The sequence below is a fragment of the Caenispirillum bisanense genome, from assembly GCF_039523075.1.
GTDB lineage: Bacteria > Pseudomonadota > Alphaproteobacteria > Rhodospirillales > Rhodospirillaceae > Caenispirillum > Caenispirillum bisanense.
Genome location: NZ_BAAAEP010000031.1, coordinates 1489 through 16744 on the forward strand (window position 1 = coordinate 1489; position 15256 = coordinate 16744).

The window sequence follows — 15256 nt, forward strand, 5'->3', positions numbered from 1 at the left end:
CCCTCCCCGGGCGTCGGGCCGGTCCCGGCGCCGGTCGTCACCTGGGCGGTGCGCGCCTGCGGCACCGCCTGCTTGATCATGGAGTCGATATTGTCGGTGATCTCCTGCCACAGGTCGGCCTCGGCCTCGGTAGTCACCGCGGTGGTGGAGGCGTTGGTGCCGGCGCTGCTGCCCTCGCCCACTGCCGAGAACACGTCGGTGGACGACGAGATGGAACTGGCGGTAGTCCGCCGCAGGGACAGCGCATCCACCCGATAGCTGTCGAGGTAAGGCTCGTCCAGTTCCACCCGCAGACGGTTGTCCTTGAACTCGTAGCGCAGGCCGGCGAGGTCGGCCAGGCGGTCGATGACGTCGGCCACCGGGCGGTCGCGGGCGGTGATGATGACGCCGCCTTCGATGCGCGGGTCCAGTTCCAGGTCGATGTCGGCGCGGCGGGCGATCTCGATCAGCAGGTCGCGCACCGAGGTCGGCTCGGTCGCCTGCACGCTGACGCGGCGGCTGTCGGCCAGCGACGGCGGCTGCGGCGCCGCCAGGATCGGCTGCAGGTCGGGGATCGGCGGTTCTTCCAGCGTGCGCACGTCGGGCGCCGGGCGGCGGGCCTTCAGCGCCTCGTAGTCTTCCTTGGTCAGGCCGCCGGCGCTGTCGTGGGCGCCGCCGCACGACGCCACCACCAGCGTCAGCCCGGCCACCCCCATCAGCACCGACCGTCGCGCGACGGCAGCAAGCACACGCACACCCATACCCATTCCCCTCACCACGGTCGCAGCCGCCGGCCGCGACTCCCGACAAGACCTCTCATTCCCCCAGCGTGCCGAGCGTATTGCCCGGCAGCAGCAGGCACACGAACAGGGCGCCGATCAGCGCCGGACCGAAGGGGAACTCCGCCCCCCGGCCGCTGGCCCGCCACAGCAGGCCGGTGGTCACCCCCGCCACCCCGGCGATGAGCGGAAAGGCCACCCATTGTTCCGGCTGCAGCAGCAGGCCCGCCACCGCCAGGAACTTCACGTCGCCGCGGCCGAGCCCTTCGCGCCCGGTCATCAGCTTGAAGCCGTACAACAGCGCCAGCCCGGCGGCATAGCCCGCCCCCGCCCCCAGCAGCGCCGGCAGCAGGGTCGCGTCCAGCAGCCAGCGATAGGCCAGGGCGAAGGGCGCCACGGCGATGTGCAGCTTGTCCGGCAGGATGCCGAATTCCAGGTCGATGACGGCGGCGGTGATCAGCAACGTCGCCACCACCATCAGCAGCCCCGCCGTCAGCCACGATCCTTCCGCCCAGGCGATGAGCACGAAGGCGGCCGCTGCCGCCACCTCGGTCAGCGGATAGCGCCACGACACGCCGGCGCCGCAATGACGGCAGCGGCCGCGGTTGGCCGCCCAGCTGAGAAGCGGCACCAGGTCCAGCGGCGCCAGCGCCCGGCCGCACTGCGGGCAGGCCGAGCGCGCCGCCACCATGGGCAGGCCGCGCGGCAGGCGATAGGACACGGCGCTGGCGAAGGAGCCGGCGACGAGCCCGAGCAGGGCGGCAAGGGCGAGGTCGATCATTCCCATCGCCAGCTTCCGTCGGGCATGCGGCGGCCGACCAGCGAGCCGTCCTCGCGCCGGGCATTGACCGTCACCACCGCACTGCCGCCGGTCACCGTCTGCGCGACTGGCGGGGCGGGGCTGGCGGCGGATGAGGGCGCCACGGCCACCGGCTTGGGCGTGGGCACCGGCACCGCCGATCCGCTGGCCGGCGGCGCGGCGGCAGGAGCAGGAGCATGCGCAGGAGCAGGTACGACAGCCGGTGCGGGTGCCGGCAGCGACGACGGCACCACCGGCGGCACGGCCGGGGCCGGCTCGGCAGCGGCCTCGATGGCAGGCTCGGCGGCGGCCTCGACGGCAGGCTCGGCCGGGGCCGCCACCGGGGCCACGGCGGCCGGTGCGGCGACGGCGGGAGCAACGGGCTCCGCCGGCGCAGCGGCGGGAGCGGCGACGGCCGGCGCCGCCGGGGCGACAGGAGCGGGAGCCGGGGCGGCGACAGCGGGGGCCGGGGCAGGCTCGGCGGTCAGCAGGTCGAGGGCGCGGCGCGGCAGGTCCGGGTTGAGCACCAGGATGCCGGCCACCACCGCCGCCTCGACGGCGATGCTGGCCCACAGCAGGCGACGCCCCCAGCCTCGGCGGGGGCGGCGCAGCGGCACGTCGCCGACGATGGCGCGGCTGTCGGCCACCGCCTTGGCGACGTGGGCCTCGGTCACCGGCATGGCGTTCTCACCGAAGGCGATCATCAGCGCCTTGTCGGCCAGGATGTTCACCACCCGCGGCACGCCCCGGCTGGCGCGCGCCAGCAGGTCGAGCGCCGGCGGCGTCAGCACCGGGAATTCCACCCCCGGCAGGCGCGAGCAGCGCAGCCGGTGCTGCACGTAGGCGCCGACCTCCGGCTCGCTCAGCGGCTGGGTGTTGAAGGCGAAGACGATGCGCTGGTTGATCTGCCGCAGGTCCGGCCGCGCCAGCAGGGCGTCCAGCTCCGGCTGGCCGAACAGCACGATCTGCAGCAGCTTGGCGGTTTCCGTCTCCAGGTTGGACAGCAGGCGGATGGTCTCCAGCCCGGCCGGGCCGAGGGCCTGGGCCTCGTCCACCACCACCACGCAGGTGCGGCCCTCGGCATGGGCGGCCACCAGGAACTGGTTGAGGCGGTGCATCAGCTCCGCCCGGTTGCCGCCGCCGTCCAGCCCGAACTCGATGCACAGCGCCGCCAGCAGCCATTCCCCGTCGGCCTGCGGGGCGTTGAGGTAGGCGACGCCGCCGCGGGTGTCCGGGTTGTCCATCAACGCCCGCAGCAGCAGCCGGCAGAGCATGGTCTTGCCGGTGCCGACATCGCCGACCACCTTCAGGATGCCGCCGCGCTTGGCGGTCGCGTATTGCAGCGACTGCAGGATGTGGGTGTTGTTGGCGGTGGGGAAATACTGCTCGGTGTTCGGCGTCAGGCCGAAGGGGTGGACCGCCAGGGCGAAGTGGGCGAGGTACGGCATGGTCAGCGCCCCGCCCGCAGGAAGGCCAGCCGCTCCTGGATGGGGCGCGGGTCCATGCCGGCGGCGGCACCGCCGGCGATCAGCCGCAGCACGTGCTCGTAGGCCTGCGCCGCCTCGGCATGGCGGCCGGCGCGGTCGCTGACCACCGCCAGGTTGTAGTGATAGAGCGCGTTGTCCGGCGACAGGGCGATGGCCCGCCGCAGCGCCGCCGCGGCGCGGTCGACGTCGCCCAGGCGGGCGTGCAGCATGCCCAGCTGCGCCGGCACCGGGCTGAAATCGGGCGCCTGCGCCTGCAGCGCCTCCAGCCGACGGATGGCGTCGCGCGGGGAACTGTCGCCGATCAGGGCGATCATGTTGGTCAGCGCCTCGCGGTGATCGGGCTGGCGGGCGAGCACCTGCTCGTAGGCGGCGCGCGCCTCGTCCAGCCGCCGCAGCTTGTGCAGCGCCGCCGCCTGACCGGCCAGGGCGGCCACGTTGTCAGGCTCGCGCGCCGCCACCGCGGCATAGCTTTCCAGCGCCGAGGCATGGTTGCCGCGCACCAGCGCCGTATAGGCCTCGGCAAGGCTCGCCTGGGTTTCCATGGGGATGGTGGCGACGGTGACGCCATCGGCGCCGGTGGAGCCGGCATCGCGACCCACCACCGCCGGAGCGCTCACCTGCAGGCCGTCCACCGCCGCCTGCCGGATGCCGAAGGCGTCTTCCACCGTCACCCGGTCCGGCCGCGCGACCACCACCACCGGCGGCGTCACCGCCGGCACGGCCGGTTCCGCCGAGGCCGGCGCCGCACCGCGGCGGGCGGCCCCCAGCTGCATCAGCAGGGCAATGTCGTCGTCGGGATCGACCGCGTCGGGCTCCTGGGGCGCCTGGGCCACGGCCGGCGGAGCGGCCGCGACCACCGGCGCCGGATCGGCGGCGGGTGCCGCCGCATCGTCCGCAGCAGGCGCCGCGGCAAGGCTGTCGGCAGCGGCAGGCGCGTCGGCAGCGGGAGCCTCGGCAGCGGCAGGGGCCTCGGCCACGGCTTCCGGCACCGCCGGCTGCGGCGCCGGGTCGGCAGGGGCCACGACCGGCGCGACCGGCGTCACCGGGGCGACCGGCGCCACCATGGCATCGGCCAGCATGCGTTCGATGTCGTCGGAATAGAGCACCAGGCCGGCCAGCACCACCGCCGTCGCCGCCAGGAACAGCAGCCCGACGATGCGGACGACGGTGCGGCCGCGACCGCCGGCGGCCGGAGCCGCGGGCATGTCGTCCCACCCTGCCGCCGCGCTCCCCGTGCCGGCGGCCGTATCCTGCGCTGCGGCGTTCTGGCGCGCCGCCTTTTCAAGCGCCTTGAACAGTACGCTCATCCACCACTTCCGACCCGCGGGGCCCGGCAGGCCCCTCTCTTCCCCTCACCCGCCCCCGGCGTGCCGCTGAGACACACCGAAAGCGCCCGATGCCGTCGGCGGACGCAGAGTATCAGCCACAGATGACGATTCGGTAAAGGCACAACCCCGTCTGCCGCCGCCATGGCACCAGCAGGATCAAAACCTTACGCAGCCTATGGGAGGGGCCAAGGGAATGCAACTAGGGCATAAGTCAGAACCAGGGTGTTCTTGCACTGCAACAAACGAGCGCCTGCACAAGCGCGGCTTGAATCAAATGAAACGGGTTTCACTCGAACGAAACACGAGCTTTTCAGTCGCCTTTGGATCGGCTACCATCCGCCCGAAAACAAGGTTTCGACGCGAAATGCCGGCCGCGGGGAGGCTGCGACCGGATCACGCGCCGACGCAAACCGTTTCCTTTTGCCCTTTGAACGGGAGGCATTTGATGAAGAAGCTGTTTACCGCCACTGCCGTTGCCGCTCTGGCCGTGGGTGTTTCCGCCGGCGCCGCCCAGGCCGGCCCGACGTTCGATTCGGTCAAGAGCCGCGGTCAGGTGGTGTGCGGTGTTCACACCGGTCTCGCCGGTTTCGGCGCCCCCGATGCCCAGGGCAAGTTCAAGGGCCTGGACATCGACATCTGCCGCGCCGTGGCCGCCGCCGTGTTCGGCGATTCGGAGAAGGTGAAGTACGTCGCCCTGTCCGCCCAGCAGCGCCTTGCCGCCCTGCAGGCTGGTGAAGTCGACATCCTGTCGCGCAACACCACCTGGACGCTCACCCGCGACACCGCCAACGGCCTGAACTTCGCCGCCGTCAACTATTACGACGGCCAGGGCTTCATGGTTCCGAAGTCGCTCGGCGTGAAATCGGCGAAGGAACTGGACGGCGCCACCGTCTGCGTGCAGACCGGCACCACCACCGAGCTGAACATGGCCGACTACTTCCGCGCCAACGGCATGAAGCTCAACCCGCTGACCATCGAGGCCTTTGAAGAGGTCAACGCCGCCTACGCCTCCGGCCGCTGCGACGCCATCACCTCCGACGCCTCCCAGCTGGCCGCCATCCGCGCCAATGACCTGCCGAACCCCGACGATCACGTCATCCTGCCGGAGCTGATCTCCAAGGAGCCGCTGACCCCGGCCGTGCGCCATGGCGACGACCAGTGGTTCGACGTGGTGAAGTGGGCGTTCTACGCCATGGTCGAGGCCGAGGAACTGGGCATCACCTCCGAGAACGTCGACGAGATGAAGGCCAGCGAAAACCCCAACATCAAGCGCCTGCTGGGCGTGACGCCGGGCATGGGTGACGCCCTCGGCCTGCCCAACGAATGGGCCTACAACGTCATCAAGCAGGTCGGCAACTACGGCCAGTCGTTCGAGCGCAACGTCGGCAAGGACAGCCCCCTGAAGCTGGAGCGCGGCCTGAACGCGCTGTGGACCGACGGCGGCCTGATGTACGCCCCGCCGGCCCGTTAACAAGCCAGTAAAACCGCGGTCGCCGGCACCCCCTCTGCGGATGGGGGCCGGCGATCGCCCTTTGTACGGGTCGTGAAGGTTCATGGCTGAACAGAAATCCTCGCGCGGGACGGGCAGCTCCGCGGGCGGACGCAGTGGGTCGTTCCTCAACGATACGCGCGTCCGGGCCGTGCTGTACCAGGTCCTGACCATCGGCGTGGTGGTCGCGATCGGCGGCTATCTCGTCCACAACACCCTCACCAACCTGTCGGCGCGCGACATCGCCACGGGCTTCGGCTTCCTGGAGCGCGAGGCGGGCTTCGACATCTCGGAATCGGTGATCGAGTATTCGCCCGCCGACACCTACGGCCGGGTCATCCTGGCCGGCCTGATGAACACGCTGAAGGTCAGCGTCATCGGCATCGTGCTGGCGACCGTGCTCGGCACCATCATCGGCATCGCCCGGCTGTCGAACAACTGGCTGCTGGCCAAGCTGGCGAGCATCTACGTCGAGGGCCTGCGCAACATTCCCCTGCTGCTGCAGCTGTTCTTCTGGTACGCGCTGATCCAGACGTCGCTGCCGCATCCGCGTGATGCGCTGGAGCCGATCGAGGGCGTGTTCCTGTCCAACCGCGGCTTCCGCTATCCCTTCCCGGTGTGGGAAACGGGCTGGACGCTGGGCGTGGTGGGCCTCGGGCTCGCCGCCGTGGCGACGTGGTGGCTCAACCGCCGCGCCAACCGCATCCAGGGCGACACCGGCCGCCGCCCCAACGTGCTGCTGCCGGCGCTCGGGCTGTTCATCGCCCTGCCGGTCGCCCTGTGGGCCGTGGGCGGCGCGCCGACCGCCATCGACGTGCCGGAACTGAGCGGCTTCAACTTCCGCGGCGGCGCCCTGCTGACGCCGGAATTCGCCGCCCTGCTGTTTGGCCTGACCCTCTATACCGCCGCCTTCATCGCCGAGATCGTGCGCGGCGGCATCCTGGCGGTGCCCTTCGGCCAGACCGAGGCGGCCGTCGCCATCGGCCTGCGGCGCGGGCTGGTGATGCGCCTCGTGCTGCTGCCGCAGGCGCTGCGGGTGATCATTCCGCCGCTGACCAGCCAGTACCTGAACCTGACCAAGAACAGCTCGCTCGCCATCGCCATCGGCTACCCCGATCTGGTGGCCACCGCCAACACCACCATCAACCAGACCGGCCAGGCGGTTGAAGGCGTGGCGATCATCATGGCGGTGTACCTGACCGTGAGCCTGTCCATCTCCGCCTTCATGAACTGGTACAACGGCCATATCGCCCTGCGGGGAGGACGCAAGTGATGCGCACCGACGACCGCGACATCCGCAACCCCGCCTATACCCACACCGAGGAACCGGACGAGCCCACCGCGGGCCATCCGCCCACCCGGTCGTGGGATCTGCTGGGCTGGAGCCGCAAGCACCTGTTCAGCTCCGTCCCCAACACCATTGCCACGCTGCTGTGCCTCTACCTGCTGTGGCTGATCATCCCGCCGTTCATCGACTGGGCGTTCCTCAGCGCCGTGTGGTCGTCGGACACCTCTGACGCCTGCAAGGTGGAAGGCGCCGGCGCCTGCTGGGCCTTCGTGGAACAGAAGCACCGCTTCATCCTGTTCGGCCTCTACCCGTTCGACGAACAGTGGCGGCCCATGGTGGCGGTGGTGCTGTTCATCGCCCTCATCGCCGCCTCGTGCTGGCCCGGGCTGTGGAACAAGGGCCTGCTGGTCCTGTGGGCCGCCGGCCTGACCGCCTGCGGCATCCTGATGTGGGGCGGGGTGTTCGGCCTGACCTATGTCGACAACACCCAGTGGGGCGGCGTGCCGCTGACGCTGGTGCTGTCGGTGGTGGGCATCGCCGCCGCCTTCCCGCTGGCGGTGCTGCTGGCCCTCGGCCGCCGTTCCGACCTGCCGGCGATCAAGACCGTCTGCGTCACCTTCATCGAGCTGATCCGCGGCGTGCCGCTGATTTCGGTGCTGTTCATGGCCTCCATCATGTTCCCGCTGTTCATGCCGGAGGGAGTGACCATCGACAAGCTGCTGCGCGCCGTTGCCGGCATCACGCTGTTCACGTCGGCCTATCTGGCCGAGGCGATCCGCGGCGGCCTGCAATCGCTGCCGCAGGGACAGTATGAAGCCGCCGACAGCCTCGGCCTCAGCTATTGGCAGAAGACGCGGCTGATCATCCTGCCGCAGGCGCTGCGGATGGTGATTCCGCCCCTGGTCAACCAGTTCATCTCCACCTTCAAGGACACCTCGCTGGTCATCATCATCGGTCTGTACGACCTGCTGACCACCGCGAAGACCTCGCTGGCGGACCCGAACTGGCGCCAGTTCTATGCGGAGAGCTACATCTTCGCCGCCACCCTGTACTTCTGCTTCGCCTTCTTCATGTCGCGCTACAGCCAGTATCTGGAGCGCCGCCTGAACACGGGAACCCGTCGATGACCAACGGCACCGAACCGACCCAAACCGCCGCCTCCGAACCCACCGACACCGCGCGCGCCACGCCCGCCGTCGGCACCGAGGTGGTGATCAAGCTGCAGGGCGTGAACAAGTGGTACGGCCAGTTCCACGTCCTGCGCGACATCAACCTGAACGTCCGCAAGGGCGAGCGGGTGGTGGTCTGCGGCCCCTCGGGCTCCGGCAAGTCCACCATGATCCGCTGCATCAACCGGCTGGAAGAGCACCAGAAGGGCGACATCATCGTCAACGGGGTGACGCTGACCAACGACGTCAAGGCCATCGAGGCCATCCGCAAGGACGTCGGCATGGTGTTCCAGAGCTTCAACCTGTTCCCCCACCTGACGGTGCTGGAGAACCTGATCCTCGGCCCCATCTGGGTGAAGAAGACGCCCCGCAAGGAAGCCATCGACACGGCCATGTACTACCTCGGCCGCGTCAAGATCCCCGAGCAGGCCAACAAGTACCCCGGCCAGCTGTCGGGCGGCCAGCAGCAGCGCGTCGCCATCGCCCGCAGCTTGTGCATGAAGCCGTCGATCATGCTGTTCGACGAACCGACCTCCGCCCTTGACCCCGAGATGATCAAGGAAGTGCTCGACGTCATGACCGAGCTGGCGCAGGAAGGCATGACCATGGTCTGCGTCACCCACGAGATGGGCTTTGCCCGCTCGGTGGCCGATACGGTGGTGTTCATGGCCGACGGCCAGATCGTCGAGATGAACACGCCGAAGGAACTGTTCGCCAACCCGCAGGAAGAGCGGACGCGCCAGTTCCTCAGCCAGATCATCCAGCACCACTGACCGCTGACCGTCGCCCGGCGCACGCCAGACAGGGGCCGCCTCCGCACGGGGGCGGCCCCTTTTCCTTGCCGCCGGGCCGGGGGCGGCGGCGGCGCTTGCCGAACCGGCCGCCGCATGCCATCTATCGAACAGACGAGAGCACGAGGTCTGCCATGGGCGGCAACAAGCGCATGCACCCCAACCCCCGCATGGTCGCCACGCTGGACGCAGCGCGCGATGCCGGCCTGCTCGATGGCGAGAAGGACACCCCGGTCACCGCCCGCCTCTCCCGCGCCCTGGTGGAAGCCGCCCGCGACCACACCCACGCCACCACCGACGAGGAACTGCTGGAATACGCACTGGCGAAGGTGGTGGTGGAGGATGATGATTTCGGCGACTTCCTGATCAGCCAGCGCGGCACCGTTGATCCCGCCGTGGACCTGGAAATCTGACGGGGCGGCGGTGGGAGCCTTCGACGGCGAGCGGACCCTGCGGTGGCTGAAGCCGCACAAGTGGACGGCGACGCTGCAGCGCCGCCCTGACGCCGCCCTCAGCTTCGCGGACGACGCCCCGCCGACCGGGGAGGCGCTGCTGCTCGACACCTGCGTCTACGCCGACATCCTGCAGAACACCGCCCCGCCCTCCCTCGACCGCCACCTGGGCGGCCGGCAGATCCAGCACTCGACCGTCACCCTGGCGGAGCTGACGCATCTTCTCGGGCGCCTGCAACCGGACCATCCGTCCACACCGGAAACCCGGCGCCGGCTGCTGATGCAGATGGAGCACATCCCGGCCCGCCGCCTGCACGCCCCCGATGCCGCCGTCATGGGGGCGGCGGGGGTGCTGGCCGGCATGCTGTTCCGTACCCAGGGCTATGCCAAGGGCCAGGAATACCGGGTGCTGCACGATGCCGTGCTGTTCCTGCAGGCGCGGCAGCAGGGGTGGACGGTGCTGACCCGCAACGTCGGCGACTTCGACCTGCTGCAGCAGATGGTGCCCGACGGCCGGGTGCTGTTCTACCGCCCCACCGCCGCCGCCTGATCAGCCGGCCTCCACCAGATCCTCCAGCAGCGCCGCCGCCAGGCGGTGACCGCTGAGGAACGCCAGTTCGATGCGCGGGCCGAGGCACCAGTCGCCGCACAAGGCCAGCCCGAGGGCCTCGTCATGCAGGAAGGCGGCGCCCGCCGGCTGCTCCACCAGGGCGTACCGCCAGCGGTGGGCGGCCAGATGCACCACCGTCTCGGCCACCCCGGTCAGCCCCAGGAAATGGTCGAGCAGACGCGGCGCCACGCTGTCGGCCGCATCCTCCAGATGACGCCGCGACCACTCGGGCGTCGCGTGCAGCACCCAGCAGTCGGCGCCGTTCGGGCGGCCGGGGCGGCCGCTGGTGCGGGCGGCCATGGCGAGCACCGGGTCGGCCTCCAGGCGGGCGGCGTCGAAGGGCAGCGGCAATGGCTCGGGCCAGGCCACCAGCGCCGCCCAGCAGGGGGCGTAACGCACCGTCGCCAGGGCGGGAAACAGGGCTGCCCGCGGCCCCAGCAGCTCCGCCACCTGCGGGGCCGGTACCGCCAGCACGACGCGCCGGAACGGGCCATGGGCACCGCCGTCGGCGTCGGTCAGCTGCCAGCCGCCGCCGGGTGCCGGCCCCAGGCCGGTGATGCGGGTGCCGGCGCGAACCGTCAGGCCGGCCGCCAGGTCGCGCACCAGCCCGCTCATTCCCGGCGTCCCCACCCAACGCGGTTCGCCGGCGGTGACGCGGGTGACGCCCTCCTCCGCCAGCATGGCCCAGGCCGCCGGCCAGTCGGCGGCATGGCCATGGGCGGCGGCATTGCTGAGGGCGGCAAGGAACTCCGGCGCCCGGGCGGTGGCGTACTGGGCGCCGTGGTCGAAGGCGAGGTCGCCGGTGCGGCGGGTGGCAAGGCGGCCGCCGATGCCGCGGCCCTTGTCGAATACCGCCACCGGCAGGCCCTCGTCCGCCAGCCGGCGGGCACAGGCAAGGCCGGCCATGCCGGCGCCGATGATGGCGATGGAATTGGAAGGGGTCACAGGCGCGGCTCCGGTCAGTGGCGCGACGGCGCAAGCCGCCGCTCACCCTCAGGGTGGGGGCGCCGGCGCCATTGTGCAATGCACAATCGCCTCAGACCATCAGCGGATCACTCGACTCGCAGGCGCGCCGCCAGATCCTTCAGCACGTCCAGGGCCGGCTCCTTGCGCGGCCACACCAGGTCGACGCCATCGTCGGCATGGCGGGGCAGCACGTGGACATGCACATGCGGCACCGTCTGCCAGCCGGCCGGGCGATTGGCCTGCAGCACCGTCACCCCGGCCGGCGAGAACGCCTCCTGCACCGCCTTCGCCACCTTGTGGACGGTGCGGAACAGGGCGGCGGTCTCGTCCTCAGTCATGTCGAGCAGAGTTTCCGCCGGCCGCTTCAGGGCCACCAGCACATGGCCGGGGTTGACCTGTCCGGCGTCCATGAAGGCGAAGGTCAGGTCGTCCTCGTAGACCTTGGCGCAGGGCAGTTCGCCCTCGATCAGGCGGGTGAAGATGGTGCGGGTCATGGCGGCGGATGTCTCCTCGGTCATTGCGGGCGGCGGGCGACGAGGCGGGTGACGCGGGCGCTGCCGCGATGCAGCGGCCCTTCGTCCAGGTCCGTCTCCACCTCGTCAAGGTGCAGGATGTCGGCGCCGCGGAAATCGTCGGCGAGGATGGCGGCGTCGTAGAGCATCTCGCGCACCGGCGGCCCGCCGGAGCCGCGGCCCAGCTGGTCGGGGTGGAACACCTCCATCAGCAGCAGGCCGCCGGGCTTGAGGGCGCCGTACATGGCGTGGTGCATGGACCGCCGCAGATCGGGCCCGAAATGGATGAAGATGGCGGCGACCGCATCGAAGGCGGCCACCGGCCAGACCCAGTCGGTCAGGTCGGCCACCTGGGCGTGGATGGTGACGCGGCGGTCGAGCGCCAGCTTGAGCGCCTTCTGCACCGCCACCGGCGAGCCGTCGACGGTGCTGACGCGCATGCCCTGCTCGGCCAGCCAGACGCCGTTGCGGCCCTCGCCATCGGCCACCGCCAGCACCTCCATCCCCGGCGTCAGGCGATGGCGCTGCGATACCAGGAAGGCGTTGGGCTCGGTGCCGTAGACATAGTCGCGGCCGGCAAACTTGTCGTCCCAGAAGGCGGACATCATACCCTCGTGCGGCGGTAGGTGATGCGGGGGCCACAGCATGGCCCGCGGTGCGGCAGAAGTGCAACAGCCCTGTCATCTTTTTGCGGCGCAGCGAAATCTGGGGTTGATACTGCATAGGTAAATGATTATGAGTCGCCTGCGCCTTTCGAGGTAGCACGGGTGCGGCGGATCCTGACTTTCAACATCGGGTCCGGCCGGCGGACGCAGCGGGGGCTGGCGGCCGGCGGCGCGATCCACAGGTGGTGATCGTCCATGTCTGCCAGTCTGTCCGCCCTTGGGGCTTCCTACGCCAGTCAGGTCTTTACCGTCGCCCGCCTTGCCGCCCGCGCCTTCGAACGCCGGGTCGGCCGTTTCGGCCTGACCGGGGAACAGGCCATGGTGCTGAGCGCGGTGCTGGAACACGCCAGCCTGCTGCCGGATGCCCTGCCCGCCCCGGCCGGATCGCTGCCGCCCGACGCGCGCCTTGCCGCCATCCGCCAGCTGATCGCCGCCGGGCTGGTGGAGCTGACCGCCGCCGGGCACCTGACCGCCGCGCCCGCCGCCGAGCCGCTGCGCCCGGCCCTGGCGGCCGCCATGGACCGCATCGACACCGTCGCCACCGAGGGGCTCGACCCCATGGCGCGGCAGGCCGCCCTTTACCTGCTGACGCGGCTGGCCGACAACCTCGCCCGCGACGTCCAGGCCGACGCCTGCCCCGCCTGAACCGCCCCGCCCGCCCCGCCCCGCACCCCGCCCCGGATGGCGAAAAGTTTAGGTGCAGGCGGGCCGGCGGAGGGATACAGTTCCTCCCCGCGCCGGCCATGCAGATGGACCGGCGGGGCAGCCGCCGCGGCGGCATCGGGGGACGACATCATCATGAGCCATTCGCGGCCCTGGGCGCGGCGCATCCTGCATTGGGGAAGCGTGGCCTTTGCCCTCGGCCTGCTCGCCGCCGCCCTGTCGGTGGTGCACGAGGCCCTGCGCAGCGTCACCCTGGCCGATGTGCTGGCCGCCGCCCACCGGGTGCCTGCCGCTGCCGTGTGGCTCGGCGTCGGCTTCGCCATTGCCAGCCATGCCTGCCTGTGCGTGGTCGACATGATGGCCATGCGCTACGTCGGCGCCCGCCAGCCGTGGCCGCGCATCTTCGCCGCCAGTTTCGTCAGCCAGGCCATCAGCCACAACGTCGGCTTCGGGGCCGTCACCGGCGGCGCCATCCGCTATCGTATGTATTCACATGATGGCGTGGGGGCCGGCGCGGTCGCCCGCATCATGGTGTTCACCGGCGGCAGCTTCGGGCTGGGCGCCCTGCTGTGGATGCTGGTGGCGGTGATCGGCAGCCCACGCCAGGCGGCCACCATCACCGGCCTGCCGGTGGAGATGATGCACCTGCTGGCGCTGGCCGGCATCACCGTGGTCGCCGCTGCCGCCCTGTGGACCTTCGCCGTCCGCCGCAGCCTGCCGCTGCCGGGCCTGCGGCTGGCGCCGCCGCGGCGCTGGATGCTGCCGCTGCAGGGCCTGCTGGCCATGGGCGACATCGCCTGCGCCGGGCTGGTGCTCTACACCTTCCTGCCGGACCACAGCGGGCTCAACCTCGGCCTCTACCTCGGGCTTTACACCACCGCGCTGATGGCCGGCATCGCCAGCCACGTGCCGGGCGGCCTCGGCGTGTTCGAGGGCGCCATCCTGGTCATGTTGCCGGGCGTGGCGCCGGAGTCGGTGATCGGCGCCGCCCTGCTCTACCGCCTGACATACAATCTGGTGCCGCTGGCGCTGGCCGGGCTGATGATGGCGGCGTTCGAGCTGCACCATCGTCACCGCCAGCGCCGTCGCCCGCCGAGCCCGGCCGCCGCCACCACCGCCACCGCCGCCGGGCGGGAAATGGCCGAAGACCTCGCCGCCTGAGGCGGGCCCCGGCCGGCGCCGTCAGTTCAGTTCGGCGCCGCCCATTTCGGTGCGCAGCTTCTGGCGCAGCACGTCGATGGCCACCATCTGGTCGCCGGCCTTGAAGTGCCAGAAGGTCCAGCCGTTGCACGACGGCGCGTTCTGCACGGCGGCGCCGACCTTGTGGATGGAGCCCTTGTGGTCCTCGGCGATGATGGTGCCGTCGGCCTTCACCCGCGCCACCGCCCGCCCGCGCGGGTCATAGAGCACGTCGCCGGCCTTCAGCAGGCCGCGTTCCACGATGTTGCCGAACGGCACCCGCGGCTCGCTGCGCTTGGAGGGGGTGGCGAGCAGCGACAGGTCCTTAACTTCCTCCACCGCCGCGATGCGGACGCGGGCGGCGTCGATATAGGTCTTGTCACGCTCGATGCCGATCCACTTGCGGCCCAGCTTCTTGGCCACGGCGCCGGTGGTGCCGGTGCCGAAGAAGGGGTCGAGCACCACGTCGCCCGGCTTGGTCGACGACAGCAGCACGCGGTAGAGCAGCGCCTCCGGCTTCTGGGTCGGGTGGACCTTCTGGCCGTCGCCGTCCTTCAGCCGCTCCGACCCCGTGCACAGCGGCAGGGTCCAGTCGGAGCGCATCTGCAGGCCCTCGTTCAGTTCCTTCAGGGCGTCGTAGTTGAAGGTGTACTTGCTGTCTTCGTGCTTGGAGACCCACAGCAGCGTCTCGTGCGCATTGGTGAAGCGACGGCCGCGGAAGTTGGGCATGGGGTTGGTCTTGCGCCACACCACGTCGTTCAGCATCCAGAAGCCCATGTCCTGCAGCATGGCGCCGACGCGATAGATGTTGTGGTAGCTGCCGATGACCCACAGCGTGCCGTCGTCCTTCAGCACCCGCCGCGCCGCCGTCAGCCAGCGGCGGCTGAACTCGTCATAGGCCTGAAAGCTGGCGAACTTGTCCCAGTCGTTGTCGACGCCGTCGACGCGGGAGTTGTCCGGCCGGTGCAGGTCGCCGCCGAGCTGAAGGTTGTACGGCGGGTCGGCGAAGATCATGTCCACCGACTTTTCCGGCAGGCTTTCCAGGATGGCGATGCAGTCGCCTTCGTAGATGCGGTTGGTCTTCAGGGTGCTGGTCATGG

Annotated in this window: 16 protein-coding genes; 8 read left to right on the forward strand and 8 right to left on the reverse strand. The window is 70.6% G+C overall.

The genetic code is table 11. The annotated features are described in order from the left end of the window. From ABD056_RS14200 to ABD056_RS14215, 4 genes are all read right to left on the reverse strand, one after another. Window positions 1-740: secretin N-terminal domain-containing protein (locus ABD056_RS14200; RefSeq protein ID WP_343867608.1), on the reverse strand; the 740-nt coding region annotated here is incomplete at its 3' end. 55 nt (window positions 741-795) lie between these two features. Further along, window positions 796-1539, reverse strand: a complete 744-nt coding sequence (locus tag ABD056_RS14205) for a prepilin peptidase (RefSeq protein ID WP_343867610.1) — start codon at window positions 1537-1539, stop codon at window positions 796-798. Next, window positions 1536-3005, reverse strand: a complete 1470-nt coding sequence (locus tag ABD056_RS14210; RefSeq protein ID WP_343867612.1) for an ExeA family protein — start codon at window positions 3003-3005, stop codon at window positions 1536-1538. Before ABD056_RS14210 ends, ABD056_RS14205 begins: the two co-directional genes overlap by 4 nt. Before the next feature lie 2 nt (window positions 3006-3007). Then, on the reverse strand, window positions 3008-4351 hold the full coding sequence (locus ABD056_RS14215) for a tetratricopeptide repeat protein (RefSeq protein ID WP_343867614.1): 1344 nt from the start codon (window positions 4349-4351) through the stop codon (window positions 3008-3010). 466 nt (window positions 4352-4817) lie between these two features. Here ABD056_RS14215 and ABD056_RS14220 point away from each other — a divergent pair, with 466 nt between their 5' ends. The 6 genes from ABD056_RS14220 to ABD056_RS14245 all read left to right on the forward strand — a co-directional run bounded on the left by ABD056_RS14220 (window position 4818) and on the right by ABD056_RS14245 (window position 10111). Continuing rightward, on the forward strand, window positions 4818-5843 hold the full coding sequence (locus ABD056_RS14220) for an amino acid ABC transporter substrate-binding protein (protein ID WP_343867616.1): 1026 nt from the start codon (window positions 4818-4820) through the stop codon (window positions 5841-5843). A gap of 82 nt (window positions 5844-5925) precedes the next feature. After that, complete coding sequence (locus tag ABD056_RS14225; RefSeq protein WP_343867618.1) at window positions 5926-7134, forward strand: amino acid ABC transporter permease; 1209 nt, start codon at window positions 5926-5928, stop codon at window positions 7132-7134. Beyond that, window positions 7134-8276 (forward strand): amino acid ABC transporter permease, encoded by a 1143-nt coding sequence (locus tag ABD056_RS14230; RefSeq protein WP_343867620.1) that lies wholly within the window; start codon window positions 7134-7136, stop codon window positions 8274-8276. Before ABD056_RS14225 ends, ABD056_RS14230 begins: the two co-directional genes overlap by 1 nt. Then, a complete protein-coding gene (locus ABD056_RS14235; RefSeq protein ID WP_343867622.1) occupies window positions 8273-9091 on the forward strand; it encodes an amino acid ABC transporter ATP-binding protein in 819 nt (272 codons plus the stop codon). Before ABD056_RS14230 ends, ABD056_RS14235 begins: the two co-directional genes overlap by 4 nt. 152 nt (window positions 9092-9243) lie before the next feature. After that, window positions 9244-9522, forward strand: coding sequence for a hypothetical protein (locus ABD056_RS14240; protein WP_343867624.1), 279 nt, complete (start codon window positions 9244-9246; stop codon window positions 9520-9522). A gap of 10 nt (window positions 9523-9532) precedes the next feature. Then, window positions 9533-10111, forward strand: a complete 579-nt coding sequence (locus ABD056_RS14245) for a type II toxin-antitoxin system VapC family toxin (RefSeq protein ID WP_343867626.1) — start codon at window positions 9533-9535, stop codon at window positions 10109-10111. On the opposite strand, the gene ABD056_RS14250 is transcribed toward ABD056_RS14245, so the two are convergent. The 3 genes from ABD056_RS14250 to ABD056_RS14260 all read right to left on the reverse strand — a co-directional run bounded on the left by ABD056_RS14250 (window position 10112) and on the right by ABD056_RS14260 (window position 12257). Further along, on the reverse strand, window positions 10112-11116 hold the full coding sequence (locus ABD056_RS14250; protein ID WP_343867628.1) for an NAD(P)/FAD-dependent oxidoreductase: 1005 nt from the start codon (window positions 11114-11116) through the stop codon (window positions 10112-10114). A gap of 107 nt (window positions 11117-11223) precedes the next feature. Beyond that, on the reverse strand, window positions 11224-11631 hold the full coding sequence (locus tag ABD056_RS14255; RefSeq protein WP_343867630.1) for an HIT family protein: 408 nt from the start codon (window positions 11629-11631) through the stop codon (window positions 11224-11226). A gap of 20 nt (window positions 11632-11651) precedes the next feature. Next, the gene (locus tag ABD056_RS14260) at window positions 11652-12257 is read right to left on the reverse strand and encodes an SAM-dependent methyltransferase (protein WP_343867632.1); all 606 of its coding nucleotides are present in this window, start codon (window positions 12255-12257) and stop codon (window positions 11652-11654) included. A 252-nt stretch (window positions 12258-12509) separates the two neighbouring features. On the opposite strand from ABD056_RS14260, the gene ABD056_RS14265 reads away from it, so the two are divergent. Continuing rightward, window positions 12510-12959, forward strand: coding sequence for a hypothetical protein (locus tag ABD056_RS14265; protein WP_343867633.1), 450 nt, complete (start codon window positions 12510-12512; stop codon window positions 12957-12959). Between the two features lie 153 nt (window positions 12960-13112). Then, on the forward strand, window positions 13113-14138 hold the full coding sequence (locus ABD056_RS14270) for a lysylphosphatidylglycerol synthase domain-containing protein (protein ID WP_343867634.1): 1026 nt from the start codon (window positions 13113-13115) through the stop codon (window positions 14136-14138). Window positions 14139-14159: 21 nt separating this feature from the next. Here the strand turns inward: ABD056_RS14270 and ABD056_RS14275 are convergent, their stop codons facing one another. Further along, a complete protein-coding gene (locus ABD056_RS14275; RefSeq protein WP_343867636.1) occupies window positions 14160-15254 on the reverse strand; it encodes a site-specific DNA-methyltransferase in 1095 nt (364 codons plus the stop codon). Window positions 15255-15256: the final 2 nt, after the last annotated feature.